The sequence below is a fragment of the Streptomyces sp. NPDC003027 genome, from assembly GCF_053591435.1.
Genome location: NZ_JBSFTU010000022.1, coordinates 40,714 through 58,217, shown reverse-complemented (window position 1 = coordinate 58,217; position 17,504 = coordinate 40,714). Strand labels below are relative to the sequence as shown.

The following is a 17,504-nucleotide window of genomic DNA, read 5'->3' as shown; positions in this document are numbered from 1 at the left end:
CGTGGCGGACGACCCGGAACATGACGAGGGCCCGGATCCTGATGGATCCGGGCCCTCGTCTTCAGTAGCGGGGACAGGATTTGAACCTGCGACCTCTGGGTTATGAGCCCAGCGAGCTACCGAGCTGCTCCACCCCGCGTCGTTGTTCCTCAAAGGTACCACGACGCGGGGTGGTGCCTGACCAGGCCTCTCAGCCGCTCGGCGGGCTCGCGCTGCTGGACGGTGTCGTCCCCGGCTTGGGGGCGTCACCCGCCGGCTTGTCCGCCGGCTTCTGGTCGGCCGGCTTCTGGTCGGCCGGCTTCTGTTCCGACTTCAGCTTGGCGCCGGCCTCCGCGGCACGCTGGAGCGCCTGCTGGAGGGCGTCCTGGGCCTTGCCGTAGGCCGCCCAGTCCTGCTTCGCCAGCGCGGCCTCTCCGTCGTTGTACGCCTTCTGCGCGTCGGCGATGGCCTTCTTCAGCGCCTCGTCGTTCGTGGTCGGTGTCGTCGGCGGGGTCGTTCCCGGCTGCTCCGGCTGGGGCGGCGTCACACCCTCGACGCCGAAGACCTTGTTCAGCGCCTCGGTGAGGTTGTTCTCGAACACCGTGGTGTCCTTGGTGGTGTCACCGTCCGGCTGATCGGCGTCCACGTACGACACCGCGACCTTCTTCAGCAGCGGGTAGAGCGCGTTGCGGCCCTGGGCGTACACCGGCTCGACGTAGAGGAACCCTCCGTCCAGCGGCACGGTGAGGAGGTTGCCGTACTGGATGTCGGAGTCGGCGCCTCTCATGTCCCGGACGAACTGGGCCACTTCCGGCAGACCGTTGAGCTTGCTCTGCACCTGGGCCGGGCCCGGCACTTCGGAGGTCACCCTCAGCAGCTTTATGCGGCCGTAGTCCTTGCTGCCCGCCTCGGCGTCGACCGCCATGAAGCCGCCCAGGTTGGGCCGCCCGTTCGGGGTGAACGTCGTGGTGAGCGAGAACCGCTGGTCCGTCTCCCCGGGCATCTTCATGCTCAGGTAGTACGGCGGGACGGCGTTGCCCTCCTTGGTGGTCGGGTCGTCCGGCACCTGCCAGGCGTCCGAGCCGCTGTAGAACTGCGCCGGGTTGGTGACGTGGTACCGGGTGAGCAGCTCGCGCTGGACCTTGAACATGTCCTGCGGGTAGCGCAGGTGCTGCATCAGGTCGGGCTTGATCGCCTCACGCGGCTCCACGGTGTCCGGGAACGCCTTCATCCAGGTCTTGAGGACCGGGTCCTCCTTGTCCCACTGGTAGAGGGTCACCGAGCCGTCGTACGCGTCGACGGTGGCCTTCACCGAGTTGCGGATGTAGTTGACCTGGTTCTGCTGGGCGACCACCGCGCGCTGCTGGTTGCCGACCGTCAGCGCGTCGGCCGTGGTCTCGCCGAGCGTCGTGCGGGACGCGTACGGGTATCCGTTGGTGGTCGTGTACGCGTCGACGATCCACTGGATCCGGCCCCCGACGACCGCCGGGTAGGCGTCACCGTCGATGGTCAGCCACGGCGCGACCGCCTCGACGCGCTCCTTGGGCGTGCGGTTGTACAGGATCCGCGAGCCCTCGCCGATGGCTCCCGAGTAGAGGATCTGCGGCTCGCTGAACGCGACGGCGTAGGCGGCGCGGTTGAAGGCGTTGGAGAGGTTGACCCCGCTCCTGCCTTCGTAGCTGGTGGTCTTCTCGCCGTTCTCCTCGTAGTCCAGCTCCTTCTGCGGGCCGCCGACGATCGAGTACTGGTCCGTCTTCTCGCCGTAGTAGATCCGCTGCTCGTACGTGCCGATCTCGCCCGTGGTCGGCAGCCCGGACTCGGTGAAGATCGGGGAGCCGTTGGCGTCCGTCTGCGTGCCCGTGGCCATGATGGCGCCGAAGCCGTGGGTGTACGTGAAGTGGTCGTTGATCCAGTTCCGCTTCGGGATGCCCTTGATGTTCAGCTCACGCAGGCCGACGACGGTGTCCTTGCCCTTGTAGCGGTCGATGTCGAGCGTGGTCGGGAACTGGTAGTACTTCCGCTTCTGCTCCAGCTGCTGGAACGTCGGCGACACGATGTTCGGGTCGAGGACGCGGTAGCTCGCCGCCGTCTCGGAGTCCGAGCGGAGCGTGCCCTTGTCCTTGACCGTGGACTTGCCGGAGTAGTTCTCCGGCTTCGTCTGGTCGATGTCGTACGCCTTGCGCGTCGCGTCGATGTTCTTCTGGATGTACGGCGCTTCCTTGGCCTGCTCGTTCGGCTGGACCTGGAACTTCTGCACGATGGCCGGGTACAGGCCGCCGATCAGGATCGCCGAGAGCACCATCAGGCCGAAGCCGATCACCGGCAGCTGCCAGGTGCGCCGCCAGAGCGTCGCGAAGAACAGCACGGCGCAGATGGCCGCGATGCAGAAGAGGATCGTCTTCGCCGGCAGATAGGCGTTGGCGTCGACGTACCGCAGCCCCGTCCAGTTGCCGGCCGCCTTGAAGTCGCTGGACTTCACGGCGAGGCCGTACCGGTCGAGCCAGTACGCCACGGCCTTCAGCGACACGAAGACGCCGAGCAGCACCGACAGGTGGCCGGTCGCGGCGGCGGTGGCGCGGGCGCCGGGGCTGGTGACGCGCAGTCCGCCGTACAGATAGTGGGTCAGCGCGGCGGCGACCAGCGAGAGCACGGTCGCGGCGAAGCCGAAGGCGAGCAGGAAGCGGTACCAGGGCAGGTCGAAGGCGAAGAACGACACGTCCAGCCGGAACTGCGGGTCCTTCTGCCCGAACGGGACGCCGTTCACCCACAGCAGCCAGGTCCGCCACTGTCCGGAGGCCGAGGCGCCGGCGATCAGGCCCACCAGGGCCGCGATCGCGAGGAGCACCCACTTCTTGTAGGGAGCCAGGCCCATCCGGTACCGGTCGAGGCTCTGCTGCTCCAGCGACATGGCGCTGAGCGGCGGCCGCAGCCGGTGCGCCAGCCAGATGTTCAGGCCGACGGCGAGGCTCATGAGCAGACCGAAGACCACGAACAGGCCGATCTTGGTCCACAGGGTGGTGGTGAACACGGACGAGTACGCGACGGAGCGGTACCAGAGCCAGTCCGTCCAGAACCCGGCGAACATGACGAACGCCATGGCCAGCACGGCCAGCACGCCCAGTGTCATGAGCAGGGTGCGGGCCCGCCGGGACGGCCGGCCGACTCTGATCCTTGGCCCGGACGGGCCTCCGCCGCCTCCGCGGTCCGGCATCTGGAAAGCCAACGTGCGCCCCTCGAGGTTGATGCGTCGATAAGCAGGCCCCGCGATCGTAGAGCCCACTGATGCAACTTACTGAAGCTTTACCTAGTTCCCGTCTTCGGGGCACGAGGAGGCAGGATGTCATCCATGTCCAACGTTTCCCCCTCCGGTACCCCCATGGCCGCGAGCCCCCTCACCCGCGCGGTGCTCGAGATCGACGAGTACGCCTCCGGCCTCGGCTGGGACCGGCCCGCCCGGCTCTTCGCCCTCGTCGACACCGCCAAGCTGCGCGCCCAGGAGCCGGGGCTCGCCTCCCAGCTCGGCCTCGAAGCCGGCGAAGTCGCCGCGTACACCCCTATCGAGCAGGAGGAGCTGCCCGCCGGGAAGCCCCTCGACGAGTTCCTCGGCACGATCGCCTGGCCCGACGCCGTGGTCGGCTGCGCGCTGACCGTGGAGCGCCTGATGCTGCCGCCGTCGGCCGAGGCGTCCGTGCCGGACGGCCTCGACGAGGCCGGGCTGGCGAAGTGGGTGGCCCGGCACCCCGACCGTCAGGAGGTCCGGATGACCGTGGCGGTGCTGCGCGACGGAGCGCGCGAGGCGGCGATCCGGCTGCGCGAGAAGGACTCGCCGAACGAGGTGCTGACCGGCGCGGACCTGGTGCCCGGACTCGCGGACGCGCTGGCGGCGACCTTCGAGGGCTGAGCCCCGTACGGGTGGGGGCGCTCCGGTCGTCGACCGTGACGCCCCCGCGCGCGTGGAGTGCCGCTCAGCTCCTGGAGCAGCTGGGCAGGTTCCGGGTGTCGCCCTTGCGGAGCTTCTCCAGGGACGCCGTGGCGTCGTCGATGGTGTTCACCTTGATCAGGGTGAGGCCGTCGGGGGTGTCGGAGGCGGCGGACTCGCAGTTGTCGGCCGGGGTGAGGAAGTACTGGGCGCCGGCCTTGCGGGCTCCGACCAGCTTCATGTCGATGCCGCCGATCGGGCCGACCTTGCCCTTCTCGTCGATGGTGCCGGTGCCGGCGACGAACTTGCCGCCGGTCAGGCTCCCGGGCGTGAGCTTGTCGACGATGCCGAGCGCGAACATCAGTCCCGCGCTGGGGCCGCCGACGTCGGCGAGCTTGATGTCGATGGTGAACGGGAAGACGTGGTCGGTGCCGGCCTGGATGCCGACGATGGCCCGGTCGCCCTCCTTCGACTTCACGGTGGTGATGGTGGCCTTCCGGGTGGCGGTCGGCTCCTTCCCCGCCTTCTCGGCCGCGGCCGCCTCCTTGACGGGGACGATCGTGAACTCGACCTTCTCGCCCGGCTTGCGCTTGGTCACCTGCTCGGCGACGTCCCCGGGCTCCTTCACCGGCACGCCGTCGACGGACGTGATGACGTCGCCGGCGTGCAGCACCCCCTGCGCGGGGCTGTCCTTGACGACGGAGGCGACGACGACCCGGGTGGTCACCCGGATGCCCCGCTCGCGGAGGGCGGCGACCTTCGCGCTCTCCTGGGACTGGCTGAACTCCTCGGCGTTCTCCTGGCTCGACTCCTCCTCGGTCTTGCCGTCCGGGTAGAGGGTCTCCTTGGGCACCACGACGTTGTCGTGGGCCAGCCAGCCGTAGACCGCCTCGACCACGTTCATCCGGTAGTCCGCACTGGTGACGCGGACCGTCGTCATGTTGAGGTGCCCGGTGGTGGGGTACGTCTGATGACCCGAGATCTGCAGCACGGGCTCTCCGCGGGCGTCGCCGAGGGTGTTCACCGTGGGGCCCGGACTCATCTCCGCGTACGGCACCCGGACGAAGACGCCCACACAGAGCAGGGTGATCAGGACGAGGGTGGAGGCGAGCATCGTCGCAGTGCGGCGTGGCATGGAACGACAGTACGGGACCGGCCTGTGAGTGCACCTGTGGGGCGGGTCCGTACGAGGCGGCCGGCGGGGAGGGGGTCAGCCGGAGACGCGGCTGCTGCGTACGGGTGAAGGGGGCGACGCCGACGTCGACGCCATCTCGGTCAGCTCGCGCTCCGCGGCGGAGCGGGACCGCTCCATGGCGTCCCTGAACCGTGCGTACCCGGCGAGCTCGGCGACGTCCCCGATGGTCTTGTTCCTCTGGGCCCAGCTTCCCCATATCGCCGCGCCGACGACTGCGAACAGCGGAATCAGCAACCAGGCGAGCGCTGCCATCCCGACCTCCCATCCCCATGAGCGACCGCAGACCGGCCGACGGCCGATCAGCAGATTAACGATCTGCTGCTTCAACGCTGCCGCCGGGGGGCCGGTTACGCAAATCGGGCCTTCGACTACAGGCCGTCGGCGCGTCGCTTTGCCAGGGGCTCGTTCCTGTGCGACGGCCGGACAGGACCGAGGAGGGCAGGACCTAGCAGGCGCCCACCCACTCCTCGGTGCCGTCGGAGAACTTCTGGTGCTTCCAGATCGGGACCTCGTGCTTGAGGTCGTCGATCAGCTTGCGGCAGGCCTCGAAGGCCTCGCCGCGGTGGGGGCAGGAGACGGCGACGACGACCGCGAGGTCGCCGATGCGCAGATCCCCCACGCGGTGCACGGCGGCGAGGGCGCGGACCGGGTAGTCGGCCACGACCTTCTCGGCGATCCGGCGCATCTCGGCCTCGGCCGTGGGGTGGCAGGAATAGCCCAGGGCGTCGACGTCCGCGCCGCTGTCGTGGTTGCGCACGGTGCCCACGAACAGGGTGGTGCCCCCGGCCGCGTCGTCGCCGACGGCCCGGAAGACCTCGTCGACCGAGAGCGGGGTGTCGCGGATCGCGAGCAGCTTGATCGGGTCGGCGGCGGCCTGCTCGCCGGGGTGGTCAGGGGTGCGTGCCATGGTGCCCATGGTGCCGTACGGCACGGACATCCCGGAATAGCGGTTTCGACCGGCTGTCCGGCCCCTCCCTCGGAGGGTCCTACAGGCCCCGCCGCTTCCGCATCTGCCGTACGAGTGCCGCCGTGCCGAGCAGCGCCACCGTCGCGCCCGCCGCGCCCGCCGCCGTCGCGTCCTTCCGGCCGAGCCGCCGCCCGGCGACCGTGTGCCGGCCCTCGACCTCCTCCAGGAGCGCGGCGAGCACCTCCTCGTTGGTCCACTTCGGCCGCCAGCCCGCGTCGTGCAGCCTGCCGACGCTCACCACCCACGGATGCATGGTGTACGCCAGGTCCCCGGCAGGGGACGGGGTGAGCCCGATCCGGTGGAGCCGGGCGGCGGCGCCCAGGGCGACGGCGGAGGGCAGCTCCATGCGCCGGATCCCGGAGAGCTCCTCGACCTCCTCCTGTTCCAGCCAGCCGTCGCAGCCGACCGCGAGCTCCCCGTCGACCTTGCCGAGCGCCGCGTACTCCAGCGCGCTGACCAGGTCCTCGACATGGCAGAACTGCCAGGTGGGGCGGGATCCGGCGACGACGAGCAGCCGGGGCGACTCGAAGTAGCGGGTCAGCGCCGTGTCCGTACCGCCGACCAGGACGGCGGGCCTGACGACCGTGACGTTGAGGCCGGGGTGGGCGCGGGGCGCGCGGCGGCCGAGCCGCTCGATCTCCAGCATGTCGCCGACGCCGGTTGCCTCGGCGGTCGCCCGCAGCTCGGCGTCCTCGGAGAGCGGGATGTCGTTGTCGGGCAGGGCGCCGTAGACCATGGCGGAGGTGCACAGCACCACCCGGTGGACGCCCGCGGCCGCGGCGGCCGTGAGGACGGTCTGCGCGCCGCGCACGTTGTAGGCGGTACGGGCGGCGGCGTCCGACTCCAGGTCGAGGTCGACCGCGAGGTGCACGACCACGTCGGCGCCCCTCAGCTTCTCGGCGATGGCCGGGTCGCGGACGTCGAGGATGTGCCACTGCGCCTCGGGGACCTCGCCGCGCCGCTCGTCGATCGCGACGACCCGCTTGATCTCGTCGGACGCGGCCAGACGTCTGGTCAGCAGGTCACCGACCCCGGAGGCGGCACCGGTGACCGCCACGACGGGGCCACGTCCGGCGGACCGGGTTGAGTGGTTTCGCGCTCCGCGAACCTGAGGATCTGGGGAACTCACCGGGCGTCTCCAGCGGTTGTCTTCAGTACGTACCCGAATGACGCGTACGTACCAGGTGGCGTCCATCCTGCCGCAGGCCACGGTCCGGCGGAGCACCGAGCCCATATCCGGCCCGGATGTCTACGCTGGTGGTGTGGAGAGACGGGCAGTCGCCGCCGGCAGGAAGCCGGTGGCCCTACGAGCCGAGGAAACCTGTGAGTGACACCCCATTCGGATTCGGCCTTCCGCCGGAGGAGCCGGAGAACGGCGACGAGGGCAAGAAGAAGGACCCCGCCGGAGGTGGCCAGGGGTCCGGTGGCCAGGGCGGCGGCAACCCGTTCGGTGCCAATCCTCTCGGCTTCGGCGGTCTTCCCGGCGGCCCGGGCGGCGACAATCCGTTCGCGGCGATGTTCGGCTCGCTGAACCCCAATGACCTGGGCGCGGCCTTCCAGCAGCTCGGCCAGATGCTCAGCTACGAGGGCGGTCCCGTCAACTGGGACATGGCCAAGCAGATCGCCCGCCAAGTGGTCGCGCAGGGCACGTCCGACGGCACCAAGGACGCCAGTGTCGGCCCCGCCGAGAAGGCCTCGGTCGAGGAGGCGGTGCGCCTGGCCGACCTGTGGCTGGACGGTGTGACGTCGCTGCCGTCCGGGGCGAGCACGGCCGTCGCGTGGAGCCGTGCGGAGTGGGTCGAGGCGACGCTGCCCGCGTGGCAGCAGCTGGTGGACCCGGTCGCCGAGCGGGTCGGCGCGGCGATGGGCGATGTGCTGCCCGAGGAGATGCAGGCCATGGCGGGCCCGCTGATCGGCATGATGCGCTCCATGGGCGGCGCCATGTTCGGCCAGCAGATCGGTCAGGCCGTGGGCGCGCTCGCGGGCGAGGTCGTCGGGTCGACGGACGTCGGTCTGCCGCTGGGTCCGGCCGGCAAGGCGGCGCTGCTGCCGCTGAACATCGAGGCGCTCGGCAAGGACCTGGGCGTGCCGAAGGACGAGGTGCGGCTGTATCTGGCGCTGCGCGAGGCGGCCCACCAGCGGCTCTTCGCCCATGTGCCGTGGCTGCGGTCGCATCTGTTCGGCGCGGTCGAGGGGTACGCCCGCGGGATCAAGGTCGACACCTCCAAGCTGGAGGACGCGGTCGGCCAGCTGGACCCGACGCACCCGGAGCAGCTGCAGGAGGCTCTCCAGCAGGGCATGTTCCAGCCCGAGGACACCCCTGAGCAGAAGGCCGCCCTGGCCCGTCTGGAGACGGCGCTCGCGTTGGTCGAGGGCTGGGTCGACGCGGTGGTCCACGAGGCCGCCAAGCCCCGGCTGACGTCGGCGGACGCGCTGCGCGAGACGCTGCGCCGGCGCCGGGCGAGCGGTGGCCCCGCCGAGCAGACCTTCGCCACGCTGATCGGGCTCGAACTGCGTCCGCGCCGGCTGCGGGACGCCTCCCGGTTGTGGGCCTCGCTCACGGACGCGCGGGGTGTCGACGGCCGCGACGGCCTGTGGGAGCACCCGGACATGCTGCCGACGGCGTCCGACCTGGACGACCCCGACGGCTTCGTCCACCGCGAGCAGCTGGACTTCTCCGAGCTGGACAAGATGCTGGGCGAAGCGGCCGACAGGCGTGACGGCGACGACGAGGGCGACGACGACAAGTGAGTCTGCGCGACGACGCCGTTCTCGTACTGAAGGCGTACGAAGGGAACGGCGACCAGGGAGAGCTGCGCCAGATCTATCTGGACCACCTGGACGCCCATCCGGACGGTATGTGGAAGGCGTGCGGCGCCGGGCATCTGACGGCCAGCGCGCTGGTCGTCGACCCGGAGCGCGGCCGGGTCCTCCTGACGCTGCACAGGAAGCTCGGCATGTGGCTCCAGATGGGCGGCCACTGCGAGCCGGGGGACGCGACGGTCGCGGCGGCGGCGCTGCGCGAGGCGACCGAGGAGTCGGGGATCGCCGGTCTGACGCTGCTCCCGGGCGGTCCGGTGCGTCTGGACCGGCATCCGATCCCGGCACCCTGCCACTGGCACATGGACGTGCAGTACGCGGCGCTGGCTCCGGCCGACGCGGTGGAGGCGATCAGCGACGAGTCGCTGGACCTGCGCTGGTACGCCTACGACGAGGTGGCGGGCGTGGCCGACGAGTCGGTGGTCCGGCTGACGGAGCGGACCCGCGCCAGACTCTCGTAGGGCAGCGGTGAGGGGCGGTCACCAGGGTGACCGCCCCTCACCCATTGCACTGCCTCAGTTCCAGGCGTTGTTCTGGTTCTGCGCGTGGGCGCCGTGCTGCCCGGCGCCGAACTGGGCCGCGAGGCCCTGTCCGATGGCGGCGTTCTGCGGCGGCATGACCTCGCTGGGCTGGACCAGGGCGTATCCCTGGCCGAGGAAGCTGAGTTCCCAGCCCTCGCCCGTGTTGCCGCGGCGGCGGCGGACGTTGGAGTTCGTCGTCTGCGCCTGCATCTGCACCCGCAGCCCGGTGGACCAGGCGACGATCGCGTCCGCGTCGACGTTGACGTACTTCTCGGGTGTGATCTGCATCATCAGCGGCTGACCGGAGGTCATCAGGGCGACCTTGCCGCGCCCGGAGATGTTGAGCTGGTACTTGCCCGAGCCGGAGATGCCGTACTGGCTGTCCACGGCGATGACCTCGGTGTGCAGGGTCGAGTCCAGGGCCAGCACATAGGCGCTGTCGACGGTCATGCCCTCCTGCTCGACCTCCACGACGTGGATGTACTGGGCGAGGTTGGCGAAGTAGACCGTGCCCTGACCGGAGCAGCGCATCAGGTCGAGGCCCTCACCGGTCCTGGCGTGGGCTCGGCGCTGGGTGGGGGTCTGGTACTCGCCGTCGAAGTCGACGAGCCCCTGGTAGGCGACCATGGCGCCCTTGCGGGCGAGGATGTCGTCCTGGCCGTTGAGGGCGACCCGCAGCAGCTGCGGGTTCTGGACGACGTACCGTTCCTGGCTCTGCTGCTCGGCGTAGTTGAAAAGCGGGCTCTGCATGGTGTGTTCTCGCTCCCCCTCAGCCCCGGATCCGCAGGCGGTCGGTGCTGTCCTCGCTCGGCTGTACGACGACGATGCCCTGGCCGGAGAAGGCCATCTGGAATGCCTCGCCGCTGCCCCGCCCGATGAGGGAGGAGGCCTTGAAGCTGCGCTTGCCCTTGACCTTGAGCGCGGGCGACCAGGCGACGAGCGCGTCGGGGTCGACGTACGTCTCGTCCTCGCCGCGGCCGCAGTCGACGACGATCGGGGTGCCGCGCGAGGTCAGGGCGACCCAGCCGGTTCCGGCGATCTCGACGTTGAACAGGCCCTGTCCGGCGAACTTGGCCAGTCCCTTGACCTTCTCCACGCTCCACTGAAGGTGGGCGTCGAAGGCGAGGACGTTGGTGCCGTTGACGGAGAGCGAGTCGTTCTGAAGGTTGATCACGACGACGTCCGCGCCGTAGTCGGCGAGGTAGAGCAGTCCGTCGCCGGAGCACTTCATGATGGGCGCGCCCTCGCCGGTCGCCCACTGCTGCGCGACCTGGCGGACGGCGGGCGGGTTGGGCTCGTAGGTGATGAAGCCCTCGTAGGCGACCATCGAGCCGGTGCGGGCGTACAGGTCCTGGCCGGAGCCCATGGCGACCTTGAGCATGGTGCGGCCGTGGTTCTCCATCCGGGCCGCCATCGGGGTCGGGGCGAAGCCCGCGAGTTGCTGGTTCATTCTTCGGGCTCCCTCAGACCTCGTACGGCTGGACGACGATGAAGTTGCCGGGGGCACCCCGGAACTGGAGGTTCACGGTCTCCCCGCTGTGACCCGGGTACGCGTTGCGGCGCAGCCGGACCTGGCTGGAGAGGATCACCTGCGACGCGGACGACCAGGCGACGACGGCGTTGCAGTCGGCGAAGGTGGTCGGCGTGACGGGCAACACCACCGGGATGCCGTGGGTCTTCACGACGACCGTGCCGGTGCCCTGGAACTGCATGGTGAACAGGGCGCCGCCGGGAATGCCGTGGCCCTCGATCCGGCGGACCTCGTACTGCAGCGACTCGTCGAACGCGAGGACGTTCTCCGCGGAGACGCAGATGCCGTCGCCCTGGAGCTCGATCGGGTGCAGATGGGCGCCTTCCTCGGCGAGGAAGACCTGGCCGCGCCCGGTGCAGCGCATCAGCTGCATCTCCTGGCCGGTGGCGTTGCCGACGATCCGGCCGGTGAAACCGGCTCCCTTGTGGCTGAACTCGACCTTGCCCTGGTACATGACCATGCTGCCCTGCCGGGCGAGGACGGGCACGCCGCCCATGCCCAGGTCGACCCGCATCAGCTGCTGGTTCTGCGGGGTCCACCGCGCGCCGGTGGCCGTCTCCTTGTACGGCTGGAGCGCGGCGGCGAGTCCGGCACCGGCGGCCGGGGCCCCTTGGGGGACGCCCATGCCGGCCGGGGGCATGCCCATGGGCGGCTGCTGGCCGAAGGCGGGCTGACCGTACGCGCCGGGTGCGGGCCGGCCGTACGCGGCGGGAGCGACGGGTGCGGGCTGGCCGTACGGGGCCGGAGCGCCGGGCGGCACGGGCTGGCCCGGGACCTGTCCGAACTGCGGCGGGTGCGGCTGACCGTACGGCGAGGGTGCGGGCGGCGGGGCGGCGGGCGGCGCCGCCGCGGGGGCGGCGTACACCGGCTGGACCGGAGCCGGAGCAGGCACGGGGGCCGGAGCGGGCGCGGGCGCGCCGAACGCCGGGGCGGGCTGGGGTACCTGGGGCGCGGACGGTGCCGTGGGCGCGCCGAAGGCGGGCGGGGCGGCGGCCTGCGGCGGAGGGGCGAAGCCGGGGGCCGCGCCCTGCGGCTGCGGGGCGGCGGGCTCCTCCTCGGCGACCTCACCGCCGAAGTTCTTCAGCAGCGCCTCCAGACCGCCGTCGAAGCCCTGGCCGACCGCGGCGAACCGCCATACGTCCTTGAGGTAGAAGTCACCGAGCATCACCGCACGCTCGGTGGAGAACTCCGCGCCCGTGAAGGCGTACCGGACGACCTCTTCGCCGCCCGCCACGATGCGGATGTGACCGGGGCCGATCTGCGACATCTGGCCGGCGCCGTCGATCGTCGCGGTGAACGAGAGCTTGTGGATGTTGGCCGGGAGCCGGTCGAGCGTGACGCGGAAGGACTCGGTGTCGCCGGACTGCGCGCCGAGGAGCTGGATGGACTCCTCGGGAGACTTCGGCTGGTTGAAGAAGATGAAGTACCGGTCGTCCGAGAGCTGCTCGTTCGCGTCGAGGCCGAAGCAGCTGATGTCGAAGGTCAACCCGGGCCCCGCGATCTGCACGCCCACGTACAGATCGGTCCCCGGTGTCAGATCACTGATCTTGGCCTTGTGGCCGCGTTGGAATTCCCTGGCCATGCGTAACGACCGTCCCCCATCCCGAATGTCAATGCGTCGCGCCAGGCTAACGGCTGTATCCGACATTGAGCCATGTCGGGACACATTCGGTACAGACTCGGAGCGGTCACTCCTCGCGAGCGGTCGGCAGATGCGGCAGGCGTTCGGCGGCGACGACGCCTTCGAGGTAGCCGCGGGCCCGCTCGGTGCGCGGATACGCCTCCAGGAGCCGCCAGAAGCGGGGTCCGTGACCGGGCACGAGGAGATGGGCCAGCTCGTGGACGAGGACGTAGTCGACGACGTACTCCGGCATGCCCTGCAGCCGGTGCGACAGCCGGATGCTTCCTTCCGAAGGGGTGCAGGAGCCCCAGCGGGTGTTCTGGTTGGTCACCCAGCGCACGGACGCGGGGCGCGCCCTGCCGTCGAAGTACTGCTCCGACAACCGCTCGGCGCGCTCGTTCAGTTCCGCGTCGCCCAGGACGCGCTTGCTCTCCTGCGCGGCGAGTTTGTCCAGCATGACCGACACCCAGCGCTGCTCCTCGGCCTCGGACATCCGGGCCGGGATGAGCACGATGGTCCGGTCGCCCTCGCGGTAGGCGGAGACGGTTCTGTTCCGCCGGGAGCTTCTGCGGACCTCGACCGCACTGGTCCCCGAGCCGCGGGGCGGTTTGCTTGTCACGCTGCGCTGTGGGTCGGCGGGCACGCGCCCGACGTTACCCGCTGTCAGCGGGGGAAGTCCCGCCTCGGGTCGGTTCGGCCGTGATCCTGTCGCACCGTGCCCTATTCGAATGATTGACACACCGGCCCTGTGGACAACTTTCCGCGTCCGCTCCGGCTCGCGGGCATTCTGACGTCGAGATCACGAAACACGATCACGGAACAGAATCACGAGCAGGATCACGGAGCACGTGATCACGGGGGCGGATATGCATCCGATGGTGAAACCGGCGCTGCGACGCGCCTGGCGGAATCTGCAGTGCGTGCAGTTCGGGACCACATCCGCGCACGCGGTGCTGGTGGGGCCGCTCGACACGACCACCGGCAGCCTGCTCGGGCTCCTCGACGGCACCCGGGGCATGGAGCTGCTGCGGGCGGAGGCCCGGGCGCTCGGTTTGCCGGACGGGCAGTTGGAGGCCCTGCTCGCCCGGCTGTCGGACGCCGGGCTGATCGCGGACGCCTCGGCGAGCCGGCCGGGCAGACCCGGCGCGCCCGGGCGGACGGAGCCCGCGCTCGATCCGCTGCGGGCCGACCTCGCGTCGCTCTCCGTGGTCGATCCGGCGCCGGACGGGGCGGCACGGCGGTTGGCCGCGCGACGGGCCCAGCGCGTCCAGGTCCGGGGCGCGGGCCGGGTCGGCGCGGCGGTCGCGGCGCTGCTCTCGGCGTCCGGAGTGGGCCGGGTGGAGGTACTGGACTCCGGGTCGGTGGAGCCGTGGGAGGTGTCGCCCGCCGGGTTGTCCGCCGAGGCGGTCGGCGAGCGCCGGGCGGTGGCGGCCCGCCGGCTCGTGCGGAGCTGGGCCCGGGGCGGCCGGGCGACACGAGCCGCGGCCCCCGCGCCGGAGGACAGCGGGAGCGAGCCCGGCCTCTCCCTCGTCGTGGTGGCGCCCCGGGACGGCCTCGGCGCCTACGTCCCCGACCCGCTGCCCGCCGAGGACTGGATCGCCACCGGCACTCCTCATCTCTACGCCGGCGTCCTGGAGGCCACCGGTGTGGTCGGGCCGCTGGTGCTGCCGGGCGGCACGGCATGCGCGCGGTGCGTACAGGAAGAACGGACGGACCGTGAACCGGTCTGGCCCCGGATGCTGGCGCAGTGGCGCTCGGGCGCGCCCCATCCGCTGCCGGCCTGCGACCTCTCACTGGCGACGGCTGTGGCGGGGCTGGCCGCCGCCCACGCGCTGGCCTTCCTGGACGGCGAGCTGCCGGCGAGCACGGGGGCGCGATGGGAGGTCTCACTGCCGCTTCTCGAGTGGCGCGTGGAGCGGTGGGGACCGCACCCGTCGTGCCCCTGCGGGGCCGTACGCAACGGAGAGGGGGTGCGCGCCTCGGCGGCCGGGATGCCACAGGACACAATGGCGGGGTAACCGCCCTGCGCGGCACGGCGGTCTGGGATTTGGAGGGGCGCATGTCTGATCTTCCCCGGAAGGCGGTCACCCGGACCGCCAAGTTGGCCGCGTTGCCCCTGGGCTTCGCCGGACGGGCCACGTGGGGCCTGGGCAAGCGGATCGGCGGCAAGTCCGCGGAGATCGTCGCCCGCGAGCTGCAACAGCGCACGGCCGACCAGCTGTTCAAGGTCCTGGGCGAGCTGAAGGGAGGGGCCATGAAGCTCGGGCAGGCGCTCTCCGTCTTCGAGTCGGCGCTCCCCGAGGAGGTGGCGGGGCCTTACCGCGCGGCGCTCACCAAGCTTCAGGAGGCCGCGCCTCCGATGCCGACCCGGACGGTGCACGGGGTGCTGGAGGAACGGCTCGGCGAGGAGTGGCGGGAGCTGTTCCTGGAGTTCGAGGACAAGCCGGCGGCGGCCGCCTCGATCGGGCAGGTGCACCGGGCGGTGTGGCACGACGGCCGTGAGGTCGCGGTGAAGGTGCAGTATCCGGGGGCGGGCGAGGCGCTGCTCTCCGATCTGGCGCAGCTGAGCCGGTTCGCGCGGATGCTGGGCCCGCTGGTCCCCGGCATGGACATCAAGCCGTTGATCACGGAGATGCGCGACCGGGTGTCCGAGGAGCTGGACTACGGCCTGGAGGCGAGGGCCCAGCAGGAGCACGCGGAGGAGTTCGCCGACGATCCGGACGTGGTCGTGCCCGGGGTGGTGCACCAGTCGGAGCAAGTCCTGGTGACGGAGTGGATCGACGGGATCCCGCTGTCCGAGGTGATCGCGGACGGCACGCGGGAGCAGCGCGACCGGGCCGGGCAGCTCCTGGCCCGCTTCCTCTTCTCGGGGCCGGCTCGCACGGGGCTGCTCCACGCGGATCCGCATCCGGGCAACTTCCGGCTGCTGCCCGGCGGGACGGACGGGGAGGACGACGCCGGTCCGGAGGGCTGGCGGCTCGGGGTCCTGGACTTCGGCACGGTGGACCGGCTGCCGGGCGGGCTCCCGGTGACGATCGGCGCGTGTCTGCGGATGGCGCTGGAGGGCGATGCCGAGGGCGTCTACGAACTGCTCCGTGGGGAGGGGTTCGTGAAGGAGTCCATCGAGCTCGACCCGGACGCCGTGCTCGAGTACCTCCTGCCGATCATCGAGCCCGCGGAGGCGGACGCCTTCGGCTTCTCCCGGGGCTGGATGAGGGCGCAGGCCGCGCGCATCGCCGATCTGCGGTCCCCCGCGCACCAGTTGGGCAAGCAGCTCAATCTGCCGCCGTCGTACCTGCTGATTCACCGTGTGACCCTGAGCACGATCGGTGTGCTCTGCCAACTGAACGCGACGGTCCGGATGCGTGACGAGCTGGAGGAGTGGCTGCCCGGCTTCCTCGCGGAGGAGTGAGTGACGGGCCGTCACCACCAGGTGGAGTCGAGACGGCCTTCGATGGACCGGATGTTCTCGCGGGCGCAGCTGTCGCAGAGGTAGCGACGTGCGCCGTTCTCCAGGGAGGAGGACCAGGTCACCGGGGGCTCCTCGGCGGTCTTGCCGCAGCGGGCGCACACGATGGGCTCCTCGGGAGTCGGGGCGTCGTTCACGCTGGTGACGATAGTCGTACGGGGAGCCGGTCGCAGGGCAACGCACCGCGGGGGCCGGTCCGTTCGGACCGGCCCCCGCGAGGGTTCTTCTGGTCAGTGCATGACGGCCATGGCCAGCGCGCGCCGGGCGCGCAGCGAGACGCGCTCGGCTCGCCGCTGCATCCGCCGAGCGGCGACCAGGCGCAGGGCCTGGCGTTCCGCCTCGGCTTCGCGCATGAGGTCGTGCATATGAGCACGAGCCAGGGCTTCTGGGATGAGTTGCATCTCACGGGTCCTGTTCTGACGCGAGGCGTTCGCGCCGGTGGTGGAAACGTCTGGGGTGGCGGAGCCGGACGGCTCGCTCGTGGAAGAGGTCATCGGGGCCTGCTTCTGGGGATCGTGCGTGAGGGGTCGGTCGATGGTTCCGGTGACGTTCATGCGGCGACCGGGTTCTTGCGCGGGCGGCCACGCGGCCGCTTGCGGGCGACGACCACACCCTGGACGAAGAGCTCTCCACCCCAGACGCCCCACGGCTCACGCCGCTCCTTCGCGCCGGCGAGGCAGGCCTCCATCAGCGGGCAGGTGCGGCAGAGGGACTTGGCGTACTCGACGTCGGCCGGGGACTCGGCGAAGAAGACCTCCGGGTCGTACGAGCGGCAGGGGACGGGTACGCCGAGGTTCTCGATGGCGTCGTCGAGCGCGGAGAGCGCGGTGAGGGGGGTCAAGGTGGAGTCCTCCGTGAGGCCGGGCGGGGGGATCGTTTCGGAAGGCGGTACGGACGGGGCGTGCGCTTCGAGTTGCACGGTTGTTTTTTCCTCGTCTGTTGTTCCGGCCTGTTGGCCGGGGTTTCGGCTGGTACCGGGTCTTGCTGTCCCGAGGCCCCTTCGCTCCGTCATCCCCGTTCGGGGACAAACAGAAGGGCCGCGGATCCCGGGTGGGGTTCCGCGGCCCTGAAGGCGCCGGCCTGATCGAGGATCAGGCTGGATCACTCCAGGGTTCGAGCCCACGGAAGGCCCACATCGTGTGGTGCTGCGTCGTCTGCTGCTTGGTTTCGGCACCGGTCGCCGCAAAGCCATAGGCCTTCGCCTGGGCGGCTGCTACTCCTGCTTCCAGTGCCTCGGTCGGTCGCTCGATGCGCTCCATGACGGGAAGACCCGTCAGGGCGGCCGCCGGCCGGAGGGCCGGGGCGCCGGCCACGCCGGCACCGGACAGACCGGTGCCCGGGAGACCGCTGCCCATGAACGCCGAACCGGAGAGGCCGAGCGAGCATGCGGAGACGACCGAGCGATCGATCATTTTGTCGGTGCTGACGAAGCTGACGTTGCCGCTGATGTTGCGGTTGATGCTGATCACTGGAATCGCCTCC

Annotated in this window: 18 protein-coding genes and 1 tRNA gene; 5 read left to right on the top strand and 14 right to left on the bottom strand. The window is 70.8% G+C overall.

Features of this window, described 5'->3' with window-relative positions:
- Positions 1-65 precede the first annotated feature (65 nt).
- Positions 66-139, bottom strand: a tRNA-Met gene (locus ACWDX6_RS17740).
- Positions 140-190: 51 nt separating this feature from the next.
- The gene (locus ACWDX6_RS17735) at positions 191-3,190 is read right to left on the bottom strand and encodes a UPF0182 family membrane protein (RefSeq protein WP_451485825.1); all 3,000 of its coding nucleotides are present in this window, start codon (positions 3,188-3,190) and stop codon (positions 191-193) included.
- Positions 3,191-3,325: 135 nt separating this feature from the next.
- Between ACWDX6_RS17735 and ACWDX6_RS17730 the strand changes: the two genes are divergently transcribed.
- Complete coding sequence (locus ACWDX6_RS17730) at positions 3,326-3,880, top strand: PPA1309 family protein (RefSeq protein WP_451485824.1); 555 nt, start codon at positions 3,326-3,328, stop codon at positions 3,878-3,880.
- A gap of 64 nt (positions 3,881-3,944) precedes the next feature.
- On the opposite strand, the gene ACWDX6_RS17725 is transcribed toward ACWDX6_RS17730, so the two are convergent.
- From ACWDX6_RS17725 to ACWDX6_RS17710, 4 genes are all read right to left on the bottom strand, one after another.
- Complete coding sequence (locus ACWDX6_RS17725; protein WP_451485823.1) at positions 3,945-5,033, bottom strand: YlbL family protein; 1,089 nt, start codon at positions 5,031-5,033, stop codon at positions 3,945-3,947.
- Between the two features lie 75 nt (positions 5,034-5,108).
- On the bottom strand, positions 5,109-5,345 hold the full coding sequence (locus ACWDX6_RS17720) for a hypothetical protein (protein ID WP_451485822.1): 237 nt from the start codon (positions 5,343-5,345) through the stop codon (positions 5,109-5,111).
- A 193-nt stretch (positions 5,346-5,538) separates the two neighbouring features.
- Positions 5,539-6,000 (bottom strand): molybdenum cofactor biosynthesis protein MoaE, encoded by a 462-nt coding sequence (locus ACWDX6_RS17715; protein WP_451485821.1) that lies wholly within the window; start codon positions 5,998-6,000, stop codon positions 5,539-5,541.
- Between the two features lie 79 nt (positions 6,001-6,079).
- Positions 6,080-7,189, bottom strand: coding sequence for an SDR family oxidoreductase (locus ACWDX6_RS17710; RefSeq protein WP_451485820.1), 1,110 nt, complete (start codon positions 7,187-7,189; stop codon positions 6,080-6,082).
- 194 nt (positions 7,190-7,383) lie between these two features.
- Here ACWDX6_RS17710 and ACWDX6_RS17705 point away from each other — a divergent pair, with 194 nt between their 5' ends.
- Entirely contained in the window at positions 7,384-8,811 is a 1,428-nt protein-coding gene (locus tag ACWDX6_RS17705) for a zinc-dependent metalloprotease (RefSeq protein WP_451485819.1), read from the top strand.
- Positions 8,808-9,341, top strand: coding sequence for an NUDIX hydrolase (locus ACWDX6_RS17700; protein WP_451485818.1), 534 nt, complete (start codon positions 8,808-8,810; stop codon positions 9,339-9,341). Before ACWDX6_RS17705 ends, ACWDX6_RS17700 begins: the two co-directional genes overlap by 4 nt.
- A 54-nt stretch (positions 9,342-9,395) precedes the next feature.
- Here the strand turns inward: ACWDX6_RS17700 and ACWDX6_RS17695 are convergent, their stop codons facing one another.
- From ACWDX6_RS17695 to ACWDX6_RS17680, 4 genes are all read right to left on the bottom strand, one after another.
- The gene (locus tag ACWDX6_RS17695; protein ID WP_451485817.1) at positions 9,396-10,151 is read right to left on the bottom strand and encodes an AIM24 family protein; all 756 of its coding nucleotides are present in this window, start codon (positions 10,149-10,151) and stop codon (positions 9,396-9,398) included.
- A 19-nt stretch (positions 10,152-10,170) separates the two neighbouring features.
- Complete coding sequence (locus ACWDX6_RS17690) at positions 10,171-10,851, bottom strand: AIM24 family protein (RefSeq protein ID WP_451485816.1); 681 nt, start codon at positions 10,849-10,851, stop codon at positions 10,171-10,173.
- A gap of 13 nt (positions 10,852-10,864) precedes the next feature.
- A complete protein-coding gene (locus ACWDX6_RS17685) occupies positions 10,865-12,514 on the bottom strand; it encodes a TerD family protein (protein ID WP_451485815.1) in 1,650 nt (549 codons plus the stop codon).
- Between the two features lie 106 nt (positions 12,515-12,620).
- Positions 12,621-13,196 (bottom strand): M48 metallopeptidase family protein, encoded by a 576-nt coding sequence (locus ACWDX6_RS17680; RefSeq protein ID WP_451485814.1) that lies wholly within the window; start codon positions 13,194-13,196, stop codon positions 12,621-12,623.
- A gap of 223 nt (positions 13,197-13,419) precedes the next feature.
- Between ACWDX6_RS17680 and ACWDX6_RS17675 the strand changes: the two genes are divergently transcribed.
- Both ACWDX6_RS17675 and ACWDX6_RS17670 read left to right on the top strand, forming a co-directional pair.
- Entirely contained in the window at positions 13,420-14,571 is a 1,152-nt protein-coding gene (locus ACWDX6_RS17675) for a ThiF family adenylyltransferase (protein ID WP_451485813.1), read from the top strand.
- 41 nt (positions 14,572-14,612) lie between these two features.
- Positions 14,613-15,965 carry an ABC1 kinase family protein gene (locus ACWDX6_RS17670; protein WP_451485812.1) on the top strand — a complete coding sequence of 451 codons (1,353 nt, stop codon included), beginning with the start codon at positions 14,613-14,615 and terminating at the stop codon, positions 15,963-15,965.
- A gap of 11 nt (positions 15,966-15,976) precedes the next feature.
- Here ACWDX6_RS17670 and ACWDX6_RS17665 read toward each other — a convergent pair whose 3' ends face one another.
- The 4 genes from ACWDX6_RS17665 to ACWDX6_RS17650 all read right to left on the bottom strand — a co-directional run bounded on the left by ACWDX6_RS17665 (position 15,977) and on the right by ACWDX6_RS17650 (position 17,434).
- On the bottom strand, positions 15,977-16,159 hold the full coding sequence (locus tag ACWDX6_RS17665; RefSeq protein ID WP_451485811.1) for a hypothetical protein: 183 nt from the start codon (positions 16,157-16,159) through the stop codon (positions 15,977-15,979).
- A 93-nt stretch (positions 16,160-16,252) separates the two neighbouring features.
- Positions 16,253-16,576 (bottom strand): hypothetical protein, encoded by a 324-nt coding sequence (locus ACWDX6_RS17660; RefSeq protein ID WP_451485810.1) that lies wholly within the window; start codon positions 16,574-16,576, stop codon positions 16,253-16,255.
- Positions 16,573-16,941 (bottom strand): WhiB family transcriptional regulator, encoded by a 369-nt coding sequence (locus ACWDX6_RS17655; protein WP_451485809.1) that lies wholly within the window; start codon positions 16,939-16,941, stop codon positions 16,573-16,575. Before ACWDX6_RS17655 ends, ACWDX6_RS17660 begins: the two co-directional genes overlap by 4 nt.
- Positions 16,942-17,113: 172 nt before the next feature.
- Positions 17,114-17,434, bottom strand: a complete 321-nt coding sequence (locus ACWDX6_RS17650; RefSeq protein WP_451485868.1) for a hypothetical protein — start codon at positions 17,432-17,434, stop codon at positions 17,114-17,116.
- Positions 17,435-17,504: the final 70 nt, after the last annotated feature.